Source organism: Weizmannia sp. WK01, assembly GCF_025905465.1.
Taxonomy (GTDB): domain Bacteria; phylum Bacillota; class Bacilli; order Bacillales; family Bacillaceae_C; genus Weizmannia; species Weizmannia faecalis.
The window spans coordinates 1089688-1102169 of sequence record NZ_CP109616.1 but is presented as its reverse complement, the minus strand read 5'-3'; the positions used below and the strand labels follow the sequence as shown (position 1 = coordinate 1102169).

General features: G+C 45.0%; 14 protein-coding genes. 7 read left to right on the top strand and 7 right to left on the bottom strand.

From position 1 onward, the window contains the following. Window positions 1-210 precede the first annotated feature (210 nt). A complete protein-coding gene (locus tag OF158_RS04960; protein WP_017550224.1) occupies window positions 211-1392 on the top strand; it encodes a M20 metallopeptidase family protein in 1182 nt (393 codons plus the stop codon). 313 nt (window positions 1393-1705) lie between these two features. Here OF158_RS04960 and OF158_RS04955 read toward each other — a convergent pair whose 3' ends face one another. Both OF158_RS04955 and OF158_RS04950 read right to left on the bottom strand, forming a co-directional pair. Continuing rightward, on the bottom strand, window positions 1706-2920 hold the full coding sequence (locus tag OF158_RS04955) for an ABC transporter permease (protein ID WP_035182101.1): 1215 nt from the start codon (window positions 2918-2920) through the stop codon (window positions 1706-1708). Then, the gene (locus tag OF158_RS04950; RefSeq protein WP_026683727.1) at window positions 2907-3653 is read right to left on the bottom strand and encodes an ABC transporter ATP-binding protein; all 747 of its coding nucleotides are present in this window, start codon (window positions 3651-3653) and stop codon (window positions 2907-2909) included. The genes OF158_RS04955 and OF158_RS04950 overlap by 14 nt, the downstream gene beginning before the upstream one ends. Window positions 3654-4139: 486 nt before the next feature. Here OF158_RS04950 and OF158_RS04945 point away from each other — a divergent pair, with 486 nt between their 5' ends. After that, window positions 4140-4559 carry an HIT family protein gene (locus tag OF158_RS04945; protein WP_302466497.1) on the top strand — a complete coding sequence of 140 codons (420 nt, stop codon included), beginning with the start codon at window positions 4140-4142 and terminating at the stop codon, window positions 4557-4559. Window positions 4560-4791: 232 nt separating this feature from the next. Then, the gene (locus OF158_RS04940) at window positions 4792-5316 is read left to right on the top strand and encodes a tryptophan transporter (RefSeq protein WP_035182103.1); all 525 of its coding nucleotides are present in this window, start codon (window positions 4792-4794) and stop codon (window positions 5314-5316) included. A gap of 43 nt (window positions 5317-5359) precedes the next feature. Here the strand turns inward: OF158_RS04940 and OF158_RS04935 are convergent, their stop codons facing one another. Then, complete coding sequence (locus tag OF158_RS04935; RefSeq protein WP_026683724.1) at window positions 5360-5548, bottom strand: membrane protein YhzF; 189 nt, start codon at window positions 5546-5548, stop codon at window positions 5360-5362. Window positions 5549-6016: 468 nt separating this feature from the next. Between OF158_RS04935 and OF158_RS04930 the strand changes: the two genes are divergently transcribed. The 3 genes from OF158_RS04930 (at window position 6017) to OF158_RS04920 (ending at window position 8808) form a co-directional block, all read left to right on the top strand. Next, the gene (locus OF158_RS04930; protein ID WP_035182125.1) at window positions 6017-6379 is read left to right on the top strand and encodes a YtxH domain-containing protein; all 363 of its coding nucleotides are present in this window, start codon (window positions 6017-6019) and stop codon (window positions 6377-6379) included. Window positions 6380-6662: 283 nt separating this feature from the next. Continuing rightward, window positions 6663-7973: a transposase gene (locus OF158_RS04925; RefSeq protein ID WP_014095824.1), complete on the top strand. Its 1311-nt coding sequence runs from the start codon at window positions 6663-6665 to the stop codon at window positions 7971-7973. 268 nt (window positions 7974-8241) lie between these two features. Continuing rightward, window positions 8242-8808, top strand: a complete 567-nt coding sequence (locus OF158_RS04920; RefSeq protein ID WP_035182105.1) for an HTH-type transcriptional regulator Hpr — start codon at window positions 8242-8244, stop codon at window positions 8806-8808. A gap of 14 nt (window positions 8809-8822) precedes the next feature. On the opposite strand, the gene OF158_RS04915 is transcribed toward OF158_RS04920, so the two are convergent. Beyond that, window positions 8823-9152, bottom strand: a complete 330-nt coding sequence (locus tag OF158_RS04915) for a YhaI family protein (RefSeq protein ID WP_014095795.1) — start codon at window positions 9150-9152, stop codon at window positions 8823-8825. Window positions 9153-9701: 549 nt separating this feature from the next. Beyond that, window positions 9702-9794 carry a YjcZ family sporulation protein gene (locus OF158_RS04910; RefSeq protein ID WP_017550228.1) on the bottom strand — a complete coding sequence of 31 codons (93 nt, stop codon included), beginning with the start codon at window positions 9792-9794 and terminating at the stop codon, window positions 9702-9704. A 299-nt stretch (window positions 9795-10093) separates the two neighbouring features. Here OF158_RS04910 and OF158_RS04905 point away from each other — a divergent pair, with 299 nt between their 5' ends. After that, window positions 10094-10966, top strand: a complete 873-nt coding sequence (locus OF158_RS04905) for a peptidylprolyl isomerase (RefSeq protein WP_035182107.1) — start codon at window positions 10094-10096, stop codon at window positions 10964-10966. Window positions 10967-11014: 48 nt separating this feature from the next. Here OF158_RS04905 and OF158_RS04900 read toward each other — a convergent pair whose 3' ends face one another. Further along, complete coding sequence (locus OF158_RS04900; protein ID WP_013858718.1) at window positions 11015-11209, bottom strand: sporulation YhaL family protein; 195 nt, start codon at window positions 11207-11209, stop codon at window positions 11015-11017. Between the two features lie 136 nt (window positions 11210-11345). Beyond that, window positions 11346-12290 (bottom strand): 3'-5' exoribonuclease YhaM, encoded by a 945-nt coding sequence (gene yhaM, locus OF158_RS04895; RefSeq protein WP_014095797.1) that lies wholly within the window; start codon window positions 12288-12290, stop codon window positions 11346-11348. Window positions 12291-12482 lie beyond the last annotated feature (192 nt).

The window sequence follows — 12482 nt, the reverse complement described above, 5'->3', positions numbered from 1 at the left end:
AAACGGGACGGCTGAAGCTGCGATCTCCCCATTCGCACAGGCCAACAGCGGCCCGTTTTGACACGGTGCGGTAAATGATGTAGTAAGGCGTCAACAGCGGCAGCCTGCATCTGCAGGTGCCGCTTTCTTTTTGCTGTTACCGCGATAAAGCAGCAGACTTTTTCACAATTATGGTATAATAGTAAAAATAACTGGTTGGGGGAATCGCAGATGACAGTGTTGGAAAAAATACATAAAAAACTGGACGGTTTGTACCCGGAAATGGTGGAGACAAGAAGATATCTCCATATGCACCCGGAATTGTCCTTTAAAGAAGTGGAAACAGCCCGCTATATCGCTGATTTTTACAAAAACCTCGGCATCCGGCCGCGCGAACATGTCGGCGGAAACGGTGTCGTCGCCCGTGTAAAAGGCGCAAAGCCAGGGAAAACCATCGCGCTCCGAGCCGATTTTGATGCGCTGCCGATCCAGGAGGAAAATGATGTGCCCTATCAATCACAGGTGCCGGGTGTGATGCACGCATGCGGACACGACGGGCATACGGCGACACTGCTGATGCTCGCCAAAGCGATACATGAATTGAAAGATGAATTGGAAGGCGAGTATGTTTTCATCCATCAACATGCCGAAGAATACGCGCCAGGCGGGGCAAAAGCCATGATCGAAGATGGCTGCCTCGAAGGCGTGGATGCCATTTTCGGCACACACTTATGGGCAACGGTCCCGGTTGGACATATCCAATACCGGAGAGGGCCGTTTATGGCGGCTGCCGACCGGTTTGAAGTGACGATCCAAGGCCATGGCGGGCACGGCGCCCAGCCCCATCTTTCGAAAGACGCGGTCGTAGTCGGGGCGCAACTTGTCACGAATCTTCAGCAAGTCATCAGCCGCCGGATTAATCCGATCCGGTCCGCGGTTTTAACGGTCGGGTCCTTTTCATCCGGCGATGCTTTCAATATCATTGCCGATACGGCGAAAATCACGGGCACGGTCCGGACATTTGACGAAGATGTGCGGGACAGGGTGGAAAAAGAAATCGAAAGGATCATCCAAGGCACATGCCTGGCGGCGGACTGCACATATGATTATCACTATTTCCGCGGATATCCGCCGGTTGTGAACCATGAGGCTGAAACAGCATTTTTGGCCGACTGCGCAAAAGAAATCGAAGGTGTCACCAATGTGGAAGAAGTCGACCCGTCAATGATCGGGGAAGATTTTGCCTATTATTTACAGCATGTAAAAGGCGTCTTTTTCTTTACAGGGGCGGACCCGGAAAAAGCCGACCCGGCCTATCCGCATCACCATCCGCGCTTTGACATCCATGAAAAAGCGATGCTTATTGCCGCCAAAACTTTGGGTGCAGCAGCCATCCGGTACCAGAACGTCTGAAAATGCTCAAGCATCAACGTTGCCGGCCTGGTTTTATTTTCCCCGGCAATCCGGGCGTTTTGAAAAACCGCTGCAGGCATGGGGTTCCGTTTTTTCAGCAAAAGCCTGCAATCTCTAAAGACAAGGGGCGGCTTTTTGGCCAGTGGCTGAAAACGCCATAGACGGACGCATTCAAATGGGGCGGTCGGACATGGAAAAACGGCACAGGCTCTCCAGCTTGTGCCGTTTTTCATGTTTACGAGCAGGCTGCCACTTGCCAACTGAACCGCCGCTTACATGGAGAGCCTGCGCCATTTTTAAATTTACGCCGGCGTTACTGGCGCCGAATTTTTCCGGGGACATACCAGGCGACAAGCAGCCAGGAAAATACAGCGCCTGCCACAAGGACGAAAAGACCGTTCATCCACAAGCCGTTCAATGCGGCCGCCGCTGCAAAAATGACCGTCTGCACATACAGGCAGACTGCAAGCAGCCGGATAAAAGACGTTTCTTTCAACTTGCGGGGCACCGGATAGAGGCGTAGCCAGATTTTTAAATCGTGGGAGCCGATCATCGGGATCATTTGGAAAGCTGTCAAATAAATAAACACGACGGCAAGAACGAGCGTGAGCACCCGTTCATGGCTGAAAAACAACAGCACGGCCCCGATCGCGGTCAGCCGGACAAAAAGCCCGAAATACTGGCTTGTCCTGAGGAACGTGCGGGCAAATAAGTATTGATACGTATGTTCCTGGCCGTACCGGATGCCGGCGAGGAGCGGATCGAGCCATTTGCGCCGTTTGACCTGCCCTTTTAGTTCCGGCACATCGGCAAACAGATTTGCAAACCGGTAAAAACCCATTAGCCGCCTTTCTTCGCGTTCAATGAGCGCATCCCATCTGAGTGTCCGTTTTTGGGCGAGCCGGTAAAAATACAGAAACAAGCCGAGCATAACGACAGCCAGAATGACCACAAGAAAGAGGTTTGCCTCATTGACAACGAGAAACACAAACGCGGCGCTTAATGCAAACCGGATGATCCAGTCGAAAACAGGGGCATACGGCTCCGGCAGTTTATACACGTTCCAGCTCAAAAGCAGGTTCCACATTTTTAACACGAGCAGCAGGATCAGCAGACCAAAAAAACGGCCGAATCCGTGCCCCGTAACAGCCGCATACATCGGCATCAAAGCGGCAAGCACAAACAGAAGCAGATAAGCCTGAATGCTGAAGGAAAACAGGATCGCTTTTTTAAAAAACGGGCGCATCCGCATTTCCATCGGGATAAGAAACACCCGGTCCGCTTCTTTTAACAGCGTGTACACCGGGCTCGCCGCCAGAAACAACCCGAGCAAAAGGCCCATTACAAGGGCAACGGGAAAATCTGGACTGAGATGCTTCACCCAGCGGCTGTAATAAAAAGCGGCGGCACCGAGCCCGAAAATCAGCACAAACAGCAAATGGTCATTAAAAATATACCGTGTATAGCGCCTTAGGTTTTGTAAGTAGGAAGCAAATCTTTCTTTCCAAAGGCGGTCAATTTCGTTCATCGTCATCTTCCTTTGTCAATTGGATATACAAATCATCCAATGTTGCGCCGGGCATCGAAAATTGCTGCTGCAGCTCTTCTAATGTTCCTTTCGCACGGATCCGCCCGTTATGCAAAATGATGAATCCGTCGCAATACCGTTCTGCCGTTGCAAGAATGTGGGTGGACATCAGGATGCCCGCCCCCTTTTTCTTCATCGTGCCCATCAAATCCAGCAGTGACTGGATGCCGAGCGGGTCGAGGCCGAGAAAAGGCTCGTCAATAATGTACAGGCTCGGCTGGACTAAAAAGGCGCACATAATCATCACCTTTTGCTTCATGCCTTTTGAAAAATTGGCCGGAAACCAGCCGAGCTTTTTATGCAGGCGGAATTCCTTTAATAAAGGCGCGGTTCTGTCCGCATAGGTTTTTTCATCGATGCCATATGCCATTGCCGCCAGTTTTAAATGTTCTTCCAGCGTCAGTTCCTCATATAAAATCGGGGTTTCCGGTATGTACGAAAACTGCTTCCGATAAGCGTCCGGATCCGCGTTTAAGTTTTTGCCGTTGATCGTGATCCGCCCTTTTTTCGGTTCCATTAACCCGATAATATGCCGGATGGTCGTACTTTTTCCGGCGCCGTTTAAGCCGATCAGCCCGATCAGCTGCCCCGCTTCTACTGTAAATGAAACATCTTGAATCACAGGTTTTTTCGTATATCCACCTGTTAAGGACGCCACTTCCAATAATGTCATCTAAAGAACCCCTTTATGTCAAAAGTTCTGATCTGTACCCTTTATTGTACCATGAAAGCGTTCGTGACTGAATGCCAACTGCGCGCCTGAAAAATTTTTGCAATGCGCATGTATAGATTCCAACCATTTGCCCATCCTATACTTGCAGGGGAAAAACAAGCAATCGGGGTGGTTGTCAAAGACCAGTAACGATGCTTTACATTAGCCATAACCGACTTCCAGGCACCCTTTTCATGAGGTGCTGGCGGTGAATCTGTTTAAAGGTGATGCACTTTAAACGTTACCCAATAAGGGGATGATCGCGTTGGAAAAAGTTGAGGAAGCCCATTATCAACCATATCATTCGTAAATGAAGTGTTGATCAAAGGTGCTTTTCGGCTAGTTGAAAAACCCTGCAGAGCGGGGCGGAAACGCAGATTTCCGCCCCGTTTCCTTTTCTTTCGCCTTTTCATCCGTTATAATGAAATCAAAAAAATGGAAAGGTTGATCAAAATGTGTATTTTTTGCAAGATTATAAACGGTGAAATCCCGAGTGCAAAAGTGTACGAAAATGAGCATGTATACGCTTTTCTTGACATCAGCCAGGTGACAAAGGGCCATACCCTGATTGTCCCGAAAATACATAAAGAGAATGTCTACGAACTGACGCCGGAGATTGCCCGCAATTTCTTTGAATCCGTCCCTGTCGTAGCCAATGCATTGAAAGCGGCATTCCAGCCTGTGGGGCTCAATGTGTTGAACAATAATGGCGAGATTGCCGGCCAGTCTGTATTCCATTATCATATGCACCTGATCCCGCGATATGGAAAAGGAGACGGCTTCGGGGCAGTCTGGAAAACACATGAAAAAGATTACAGCCAGGAGGACCTCCAGCAAATCGCCGCGGAGATTTCCAAAAAAATATAAGTTGCACCGGGTAGTGCCACTGAATAAGCCCACTTTTGCGTTTTTGCAGCCGGGTTCGCGCTTATTTTTTTCAGCGGCCATTTGGGCTGCCATTTTTTGTTGCGCCCAATTTGATCAAAACATGCGTCACTTTTTCCGGCTGCATGCTATAATAAGGTTAATCTTTCGCCGCCGGCCATGAGGGTACGTCGGGAAAGCACCAGATGAGATGAGAATAGGAGAGTGGAGACAGATGAAGACAAAATCACTTGTCAGCTTGGCGTTGCTTGTTGGGATCGGCACGGTATTACACACGGTGATTCCGGGCTTCGTGTTCGGGATGAAACCGGATATGATGCTTACTATGATGTTTATCGGCATTATTTTGTTCAAGGAGAAAAAATACGTACTGTTGCTTGGTGTACTGACCGGCATCATTTCCGGCCTGACCACCAGCTTCCCGGGCGGTTTTTTCCCGAACATCATCGATAAATGTATCACTTCTTTTGCTTTTTACGGTTTGCTTCTCGCTTCCGGAAAACTGGCAAAAAAGCTGCCGGCACTGATTGTATTCACGGCCATTGGCACACTGATTTCAGGCATCATTTTCTTAGGATCCGCGTTCTTTATTGCCGGGTTGCCAGGGCCTTTTGCCATTTTGTTTGGCACCGTCGTTTTGCCGGCAACCGTGCTCAATGCAGTTGCGATGTTTATTCTTTTTCCGATCATCTCAAACGTTGCAAAGCGCACAAATGCCGCCCACAGCATGCAAGCGTGAAAATGGCCGCCGGGTTTCCGGCGGTTTTTTTCGCTTGCACAGCTTAAAATAAATGAAACAGAGCGGCGAGAAGCAGGAAAACCATTCCGGCCGTTCCGAAAAATGCAATCCTTTTTCTTATGACTTTCCGCGGCGGATAAATTCTTCTTTTCTGGTACAGCAGCATGTGCCGGACCATCGCGGCAAACAGGACAACGCCGGCCATTAAAAAGCAGAAAGCAACACGCCCCAACGAACTCCCCCTCTTTTCTGCCTGGACTATTACATCATATGCCCTGATGCGGATTAACATGTACCAGACGCGGGTAAAGAACAAACAGAGGCACGCGCCGAACCCGCTCTTTTGTCCTTCATACCGCTTATGAAGGACAATTCTGCGGTGCGGGGGCCGGGTTTTGTCTTTCATCGGGCTGATGAAAGACAGTTGGATGCATGCCGCCCGCTCTTTTGTCCTTCATACCGCCTGTGAAGGACAATTCCACGGCACGGGGGCCAGGTTTTGTCTTTCATCGGGCTGATGAAAGACAGTTGGATGCGTGGCGTCCGCTCTTTTGTCCTTCATACCGCCCGTGAAGGACAATCCGCGGTCAAGCTTGGAATATCGCTTTGGACGAGCCCGGCAAAAAAGAAAGAGAACTTTGCAAAAGACTGGCAAATTCTATATCATGAGGATAAAAGACCATTCCAGGAGGTGCATTCCATGAACAAATCCAGTTTATTTTACGGATTACTGGTTGGAGCAACAGCAGGCGCTGTTTCCGTCCTTTTCACCACACCCGCTTCCGGAAAAAGAATACGGGAAGCCATCAAAAATAATTCCGGTGATTTCATTGAATCGGCCAAAAGGATCGCCGAAAATGTAAAAGACTTAAAAGCATCCGTCGAAGATTTTTCAATAGAAGGCAAAAAAGTCGCCACGAACGTAATGGAAGAAATCCAACACTGTATCGAAGAATGGCAAAAAAGCATTGAGCCAAACAAAGACGCCCTGCAAAATGAAATCAAAGAAATCCGGAAAACGATTGAAAACATGGAACAACAAATGGAGAAAAAATCTTCCTGACTTTTCGCTGTCCGGAAAGCAACAACCGCTTTCCGGGCTTTTTCTTTGCTATTCTTTTCAAAAAAATTTAGTAAATTGTTTCAGCTCTGAGGAGTAAAAATTTTTCGTGATAATTTAACTATTCCCCCCCCCAAAAATGCGGCTAAATATGTAATAATTTAAATAATTAGAGCTTGCTGGACGAATATTTTGGCATGGCTTAGTGACAAGTCGAATACAAGCTAAAATTTGATTCGTTCAGCAAGCCCTAATTAAACTTGGCTGTTTTGAGGGGGTTTTTATTTTGGTTACTAGAAAAGAAAAAAGAAATCGTGAAAAAGAAGCAAATTATTTTTTCGAGTTCCTTAAAATTCAGAAGCATTTTTTCAAAGACCTGATGAATAACCTAAAAAAGGTAGCAGACCACCGACATCAAAGCTATATCACTTATGGTCCAGAGGTCCTTTTATTTACGATGATGTTGAAAAATATGACCGGCCTAAAATCCATGAGAAACATGAGTGAGCGTTTTAATAAAGAAGAATGTATTAAAAATGTAGGGAAGGTGTTAGGCTTAGATTCTCTTGAAGAACTTCCACATTATGATACAATTAACGACTTTTTATCTGGCTTAGATGTAAATGAATTAGAAAAAATTAGAACGTATATGATTAAAGAATTATTGAAAAAAAGGTCTCTCGAGTCTTATCGAATTGAAGGAAAGTACTGGGGTGTCATCATTGATGGAACTGGATTACACACCTTTCATGAGAAACATTGTAAACACTGCCTGAGACGGGCATATACAAATAAAGAAACAGGAGAAACGAACGTACTTTATATGCACCATGTACTTGAAGCCAAGCTTGTCGTGGGGGATATGGTCTTCAGTATTGCCTCCGAATTTATCGAAAATGAATCAGAAAATGTTTCTAAGCAAGATTGTGAATTAAAAGCCTTCGACAGGCTGGCAAAGAAAATAAAAAAAATATTTAAAAGACTACCGATTTGTATCTTGGGAGATAGTCTCTATGCATGTGAAACGGTATTTAATCTGTGCAGGGCGCACAAATGGAAATATATATGCAGATTTAAGGAAGGGAGAATTAAAAGTATCTCGACGGAGTTTAAGGCAATAAAAGAGCTGGAACAAAGTAAGGATCAGAATTCATTAGTTTGGGTGAATGATATTGCCTACAAAGACAGAACGGTCAATCTGATGGAGGCCACAATGAAAACAGAGGATGGGAAATCGAAAGAGTATGTATTTATAACGGATATTAAAATCACGAAAAAGAACGTGGAACGACTCATCGCTGCAGGAAGAAGCCGCTGGAAGATTGAAAATCAAGGATTTAACGAACAAAAAAATAATCGTTACAATATAGAACATGCCAATAGCCAAAACTACACAGCCATGAAAAATCATTATTTATTAGTTCAAATAACAGATATTATTAGACAGCTGTTTGAAAAAGGTTCGTCAATCTTAAAAGCACTCAAAAAAACGGCAAAAGAAAAATCCTCAAATCTGTTGGAATCGTTTCGGACACGCATTTTAACAGACGAGGATTTCACCCATTTAAGTAAGCCAATACAAGTAAGGTTTACTTAATGGTTATATTATAGCAAAGGATGTGATGTAAAAAAAGGTTTTTTTGAAGTTATCCACAATTTTAAAAAAGAAATTTGCAAATTCGGCTCTTTTTGACTTTGAAAGCAGAAAAAATAGATGGAAAAATTTTCTAAATGTGGATAAGTCATTTTATCATAAAACATCTAAAAATTGATGAATTTACTCTTCAGAACTGAAATTGTTTTTTATTACTTTTTATTTTACTGGCATAATGATAATATATAGGGTAAGGGGTGATGGGAAAAATATGACGGAACAAATGTTGACGACCAATGAGTATCTTCTATTTTGCAAAAGGGTCACGCAATTGTCGAAAGCGCTCTGGAAAACGATTGAAAAAGACTGGCAGCAATGGATTAGGCCTTTCGATCTGAACATCAATGAACATCATATTTTATGGATTGCCTATCATTTAAAGGGCGCATCGATTTCGGACGTGGCAAAATTCGGGGTGATGCACGTATCAACAGCTTTTAATTTTTCGAAAAAGCTTGAGGAGCGCGGCTTGCTCGAATTCTCGAAAAAGGAAAACGACAAGCGGAACACGTATATTCAATTAACTAATAAAGGAAGAGAGATTTTTTTAAAGTCATTGGAAGCGTTTAACCCGAAAAAAAGCACCGTCGTACAAGGCACGATGCCGCTTTACGATCTTTACGGCAAATTTCCGGACATGATGGAACTGGCTGCGATCGTACGCCAGATTTATGGTCAAGATTTTATGGACATTGTAGAAAATTCCATTTTCAATGGGGAGCTGGATGATGTCATTGAAACGGAACTGTTGGGAAAACCTTCGCTGAACCGCTTCTGACCCGTTTCGGGCAGCTACAAATTCCGTTTCAATGCCTTCATTAAGTCAGGATACAGCCCTTGTTGCAAACAGGCGGCAATCACTTCCGCCGGCTGCAGTTTTTCATGCAGGGATTCCTTAAACTTTTGAAAAAGCGGATAAAAATATACAAATTTGTCCGCCTTCTGTTCTTTCAGCTCATCGCTCAAACGATCGCACAGCGCATAAAATTGTTCAATATCCTGTTTTGAAAGCTGTTTTTCCATAATCAGCCTGAAAAACGGATATTGGCTGGTCCCGATCATTTTTAAAAGCAATGTTTGATAAAATTCCAGTCTTTCCAGCTTTTGTTCAATCGATTCCATTCAGTTCCCTCGTTTATATGTTTTTATGATTCTGCTGAGAACAGCGCGACCCCGGTCATGGGATGCTTCAGTTTTAGACAGGGGCGTGTTTTCCGGCAAGGCCCATTGTCCGGCCGGCCTTTAAAAACTTCCCCGCGGCATTCGCCACGAGCGGTTCAAGGCAGTGCCTGTTAAAAATGAATAATCGTTCATCCACCTTGCATGGAAAAGACCAGCGTGCATTACACATTTGCCATCCGAAAGACAGGCGGAACGTTACGAACCCAGATTCTAAACCGGCGCGCTCCGCCTTTATTTTACTGCAAATTTTCGGGAGGGGGGCCGGCCGGCATGTATGTGCTTGTTTTTTTTACAGTTACGCTTTCTTTATATTATACTTTATCAACGTATTGACAAGCCATCTATGTACAAAAAAAGAAATACCGGAAGAACACCGGCCGGGAGTTTTTCGGACGATCAACATCCTCATGACCATTTTACTGTTTTCCTCCTACCTTGGCACTCAATAACAACACAACAAGAAAGGCCGGCAGCTGCCGACCCCAAATTTTACCAAGCCCAGGATGCACCAATAATGATCAATAAAATGAACAACACAACCAGCAAGGCAAAGCCGCCTCCGTAAGCTGCTCCTCCGCTCATTCCATCCACCTCCTCTTGTTTCATCAGTATATTATTCATCCACCCCTGTATTGGTTAAGGCACCCGTCTATTTGCCGGCCTAAATTTCACAAATTCACAATGGAACCCCATGCAATATCATATGCAGCAAACATCCATCCTGCCTTCTACAAACGCCTGCCCCATATGAAAAGAAGATTGGCATGGTGTGAAAATTCCATAAGAAACCCGGCAATCCCTTTCTTTTCTCTTTCAATTTATGTTATAGTAGTGGTTGTAAATCTCTCTTGCAAGACAAAATGAATAGGAGTTGTTCTTGAATGAAGAAATGGGTACTATCCCTTGTTTTGGCAGGCAGCATGTTCGGACTTGCAGCATGCGGCAACAGCGGCAATAGCGCCGTCGTGAAGACGAACGCCGGAAATGTTACCAAAGACGAGTTATATAATGCAATGAAGGATAAATATGGTTCAACTGTGCTCCAGCAGCTTACCATTGAAAAAGTCCTTTCCAAAAAATACACTGTCAAAAAGAGCGAAATTGACAAACAAGTAAACGATACAAAAAAACAATTGGGCAGCTCATTTAATACAGCGCTGCAGCAATACGGTTATGCAAATGAAAAAGATTTCCGCAACAGTGTGAAAATCGGACTGCTTGAACAAAAAGCGGCAGAGGCAACCATACATCCAACGGAAAAGCAGTTAAAAAATTATTATAACAATGACATAAAACCGAAAATCAAAGCGCGCCACATTCTTGTTTCCAGCAAGTCGAAAGCGGAAGATATCAAGAAACAACTGGATAAAGGCGCCGACTTTGCAACGCTGGCCAAAAAGTATTCAACCGATACCGCAACTGCTTCTAAAGGCGGAGACCTCGGCTGGTTCGGTGCAGGCGAAATGGACAGCGATTTTGAAAATGCTGCTTATAAACTGAAAGTCAATGAAATCAGCGGCCCTGTTAAGACTTCTTACGGCTACCATATTATTCAGCTGACCGGCGAAAAACAGAAAAAACCGTACAGCGAAATGAAAAAAGACGTCGTCAAACAATATAAAGAATCAAAAGTGACAACAGAAAAAATCCAGTCCGTTTTGAAGAAAGAATTAAAAGCGGCTGACATAAAAGTAAAAGATGAAGATTTGAAAACAACTTTTGACCCCCTGCTTGGGACTTCATCAAGCAAATAATGCCGCAAAAAACCGCCCTTCCGGTTAGGGGCGGTTTTTTTACGGCCGTTATGCTTCATGGGCTTTTTCAGCTTCACCGCTGCGCAATTCTTTTTCTTTATGCATCCTTTCAATAAAAACTTCCCCTTCTTTTTCAATCCATTCCTGTTCCTGTTCGTGTTCTTCCCGGGCTGTTTTCACCGCCATAAACGCACATATGACAATGCCTGCCACAACAAAATAAATCCAGATTGGGAAATCCATGTTTTCCCCTCCTTTTCGGTTTGTCCCTGCTATAATGTATGGCAGAATCCATTAAAAAATGCCTTTCATTTTGAAAGGCATTTTAAAAGTTTTTCACCAGACGGGCGCTTTCCAAACGTTTGCGTTTCTATGAATCTCACTGATGAAACGTTGGTTTGTAAAAAGAACGGTTATCAAGTGCATAAATCCGGTCCGAGAACTCGCCCGGTTTGACATTGCGGAGCGCACGGTCAAGCATATTCATTTTCGCATCAATATTATCAATATAGTGGAGAATTTCCGCCTCTTTAATCATCGGGGGCTTGGCACTTCCCCATTCCGCTTTTCCGTGGTGGGAGATCACCATATGTTCCAGCACCATGACTTCTTCCCCGTGGATTCCGAGTTCCTCCGCTGCTTTTGCAATTTCTGTGACCATAATCGAGATATGGCCGAGCAAATTCCCTTCAGCCGTATAAGTTGTTGAGATCGGGCCGGACAGTTCTTGCACCTTTCCCAAATCATGCAAAATGACACCGGCATACAACAAATCCCGGTCGAGTGAAGGATAAAGGCCCGCGATTGCCTTGGCAAGGTCGAGCATGGAGACAACATGGTACGCCAGCCCCGATACGAATTCGTGATGGTTTTTCGTTGCAGCTGGATAGACAAGGAACCGCTTCTGGTATTTTTTCAGCAGATGCCGGGTCAGCCTCTGGATATTTGGATTTTTCATATCAAAAATGTACTGGGTGATTTTCCCCATCATTTCTTCCTGCGATAACGGGGCCGTTTCGATAAAATCGGAAATCCGGACACCGTCCCCCGGTTGTGCCGGATGGATCTGGCGGATTTTCAGCTGCAGCCGCCCGCGGTAATTTAAAATGTCCCCAGTTACTTTTACAATCGTCTCCGGTTTATATGTTTGTTCGTCCTGTTCGGTCGCATCCCAGAGTTTTGCTTCGATATCCCCGGTCCGGTCCTGCAAAATCAATGTTAAAAAAGGTTTGCCGTTGCTCGCAATTCCTTTTGTTGCGTGTTTGATGAGCAAAAACGCGTCAAACTGTTCGCCCACCTCATAGTAGAGTAGCCCTTTTGCCATAATAATCCTCCGATCTAACCCCTGATTGATTTGTCTTAAAGTATACCATAATCCGGCCGGAATCCGCTTTTGATCTAAACCGGATTTGCTTGTGCGTTTCACCGCCGTGTTGAAATTAGGAAAAAGACGACTACGGCCAGGACAAACTGGTTTACTGCTTGTGCGTTTCACCACCGTGTCGAAATACAGACA

What these genes read in the sequence shown, in the direction of transcription:
- OF158_RS04960 (WP_017550224.1), top strand. Translation starts at nt 211, where the DNA reads ATGACAGTGTTGGAAAAAATACATAAAAAACTGGACGGTTTGTACCCG.
- OF158_RS04955 (WP_035182101.1), bottom strand. Translation starts at nt 2,920, where the DNA reads ATGAACGAAATTGACCGCCTTTGGAAAGAAAGATTTGCTTCCTACTTA.
- OF158_RS04950 (WP_026683727.1), bottom strand. Translation starts at nt 3,653, where the DNA reads ATGACATTATTGGAAGTGGCGTCCTTAACAGGTGGATATACGAAAAAA.
- OF158_RS04940 (WP_035182103.1), top strand. Translation starts at nt 4,792, where the DNA reads ATGAAGACAAAATCACTTGTCAGCTTGGCGTTGCTTGTTGGGATCGGC.
- OF158_RS04930 (WP_035182125.1), top strand. Translation starts at nt 6,017, where the DNA reads ATGAACAAATCCAGTTTATTTTACGGATTACTGGTTGGAGCAACAGCA.
- OF158_RS04920 (WP_035182105.1), top strand. Translation starts at nt 8,242, where the DNA reads ATGACGGAACAAATGTTGACGACCAATGAGTATCTTCTATTTTGCAAA.
- OF158_RS04915 (WP_014095795.1), bottom strand. Translation starts at nt 9,152, where the DNA reads ATGGAATCGATTGAACAAAAGCTGGAAAGACTGGAATTTTATCAAACA.
- OF158_RS04910 (WP_017550228.1), bottom strand. Translation starts at nt 9,794, where the DNA reads ATGAGCGGAGGAGCAGCTTACGGAGGCGGCTTTGCCTTGCTGGTTGTG.
- OF158_RS04905 (WP_035182107.1), top strand. Translation starts at nt 10,094, where the DNA reads ATGAAGAAATGGGTACTATCCCTTGTTTTGGCAGGCAGCATGTTCGGA.
- OF158_RS04900 (WP_013858718.1), bottom strand. Translation starts at nt 11,209, where the DNA reads ATGGATTTCCCAATCTGGATTTATTTTGTTGTGGCAGGCATTGTCATA.
- yhaM (WP_014095797.1), bottom strand. Translation starts at nt 12,290, where the DNA reads ATGGCAAAAGGGCTACTCTACTATGAGGTGGGCGAACAGTTTGACGCG.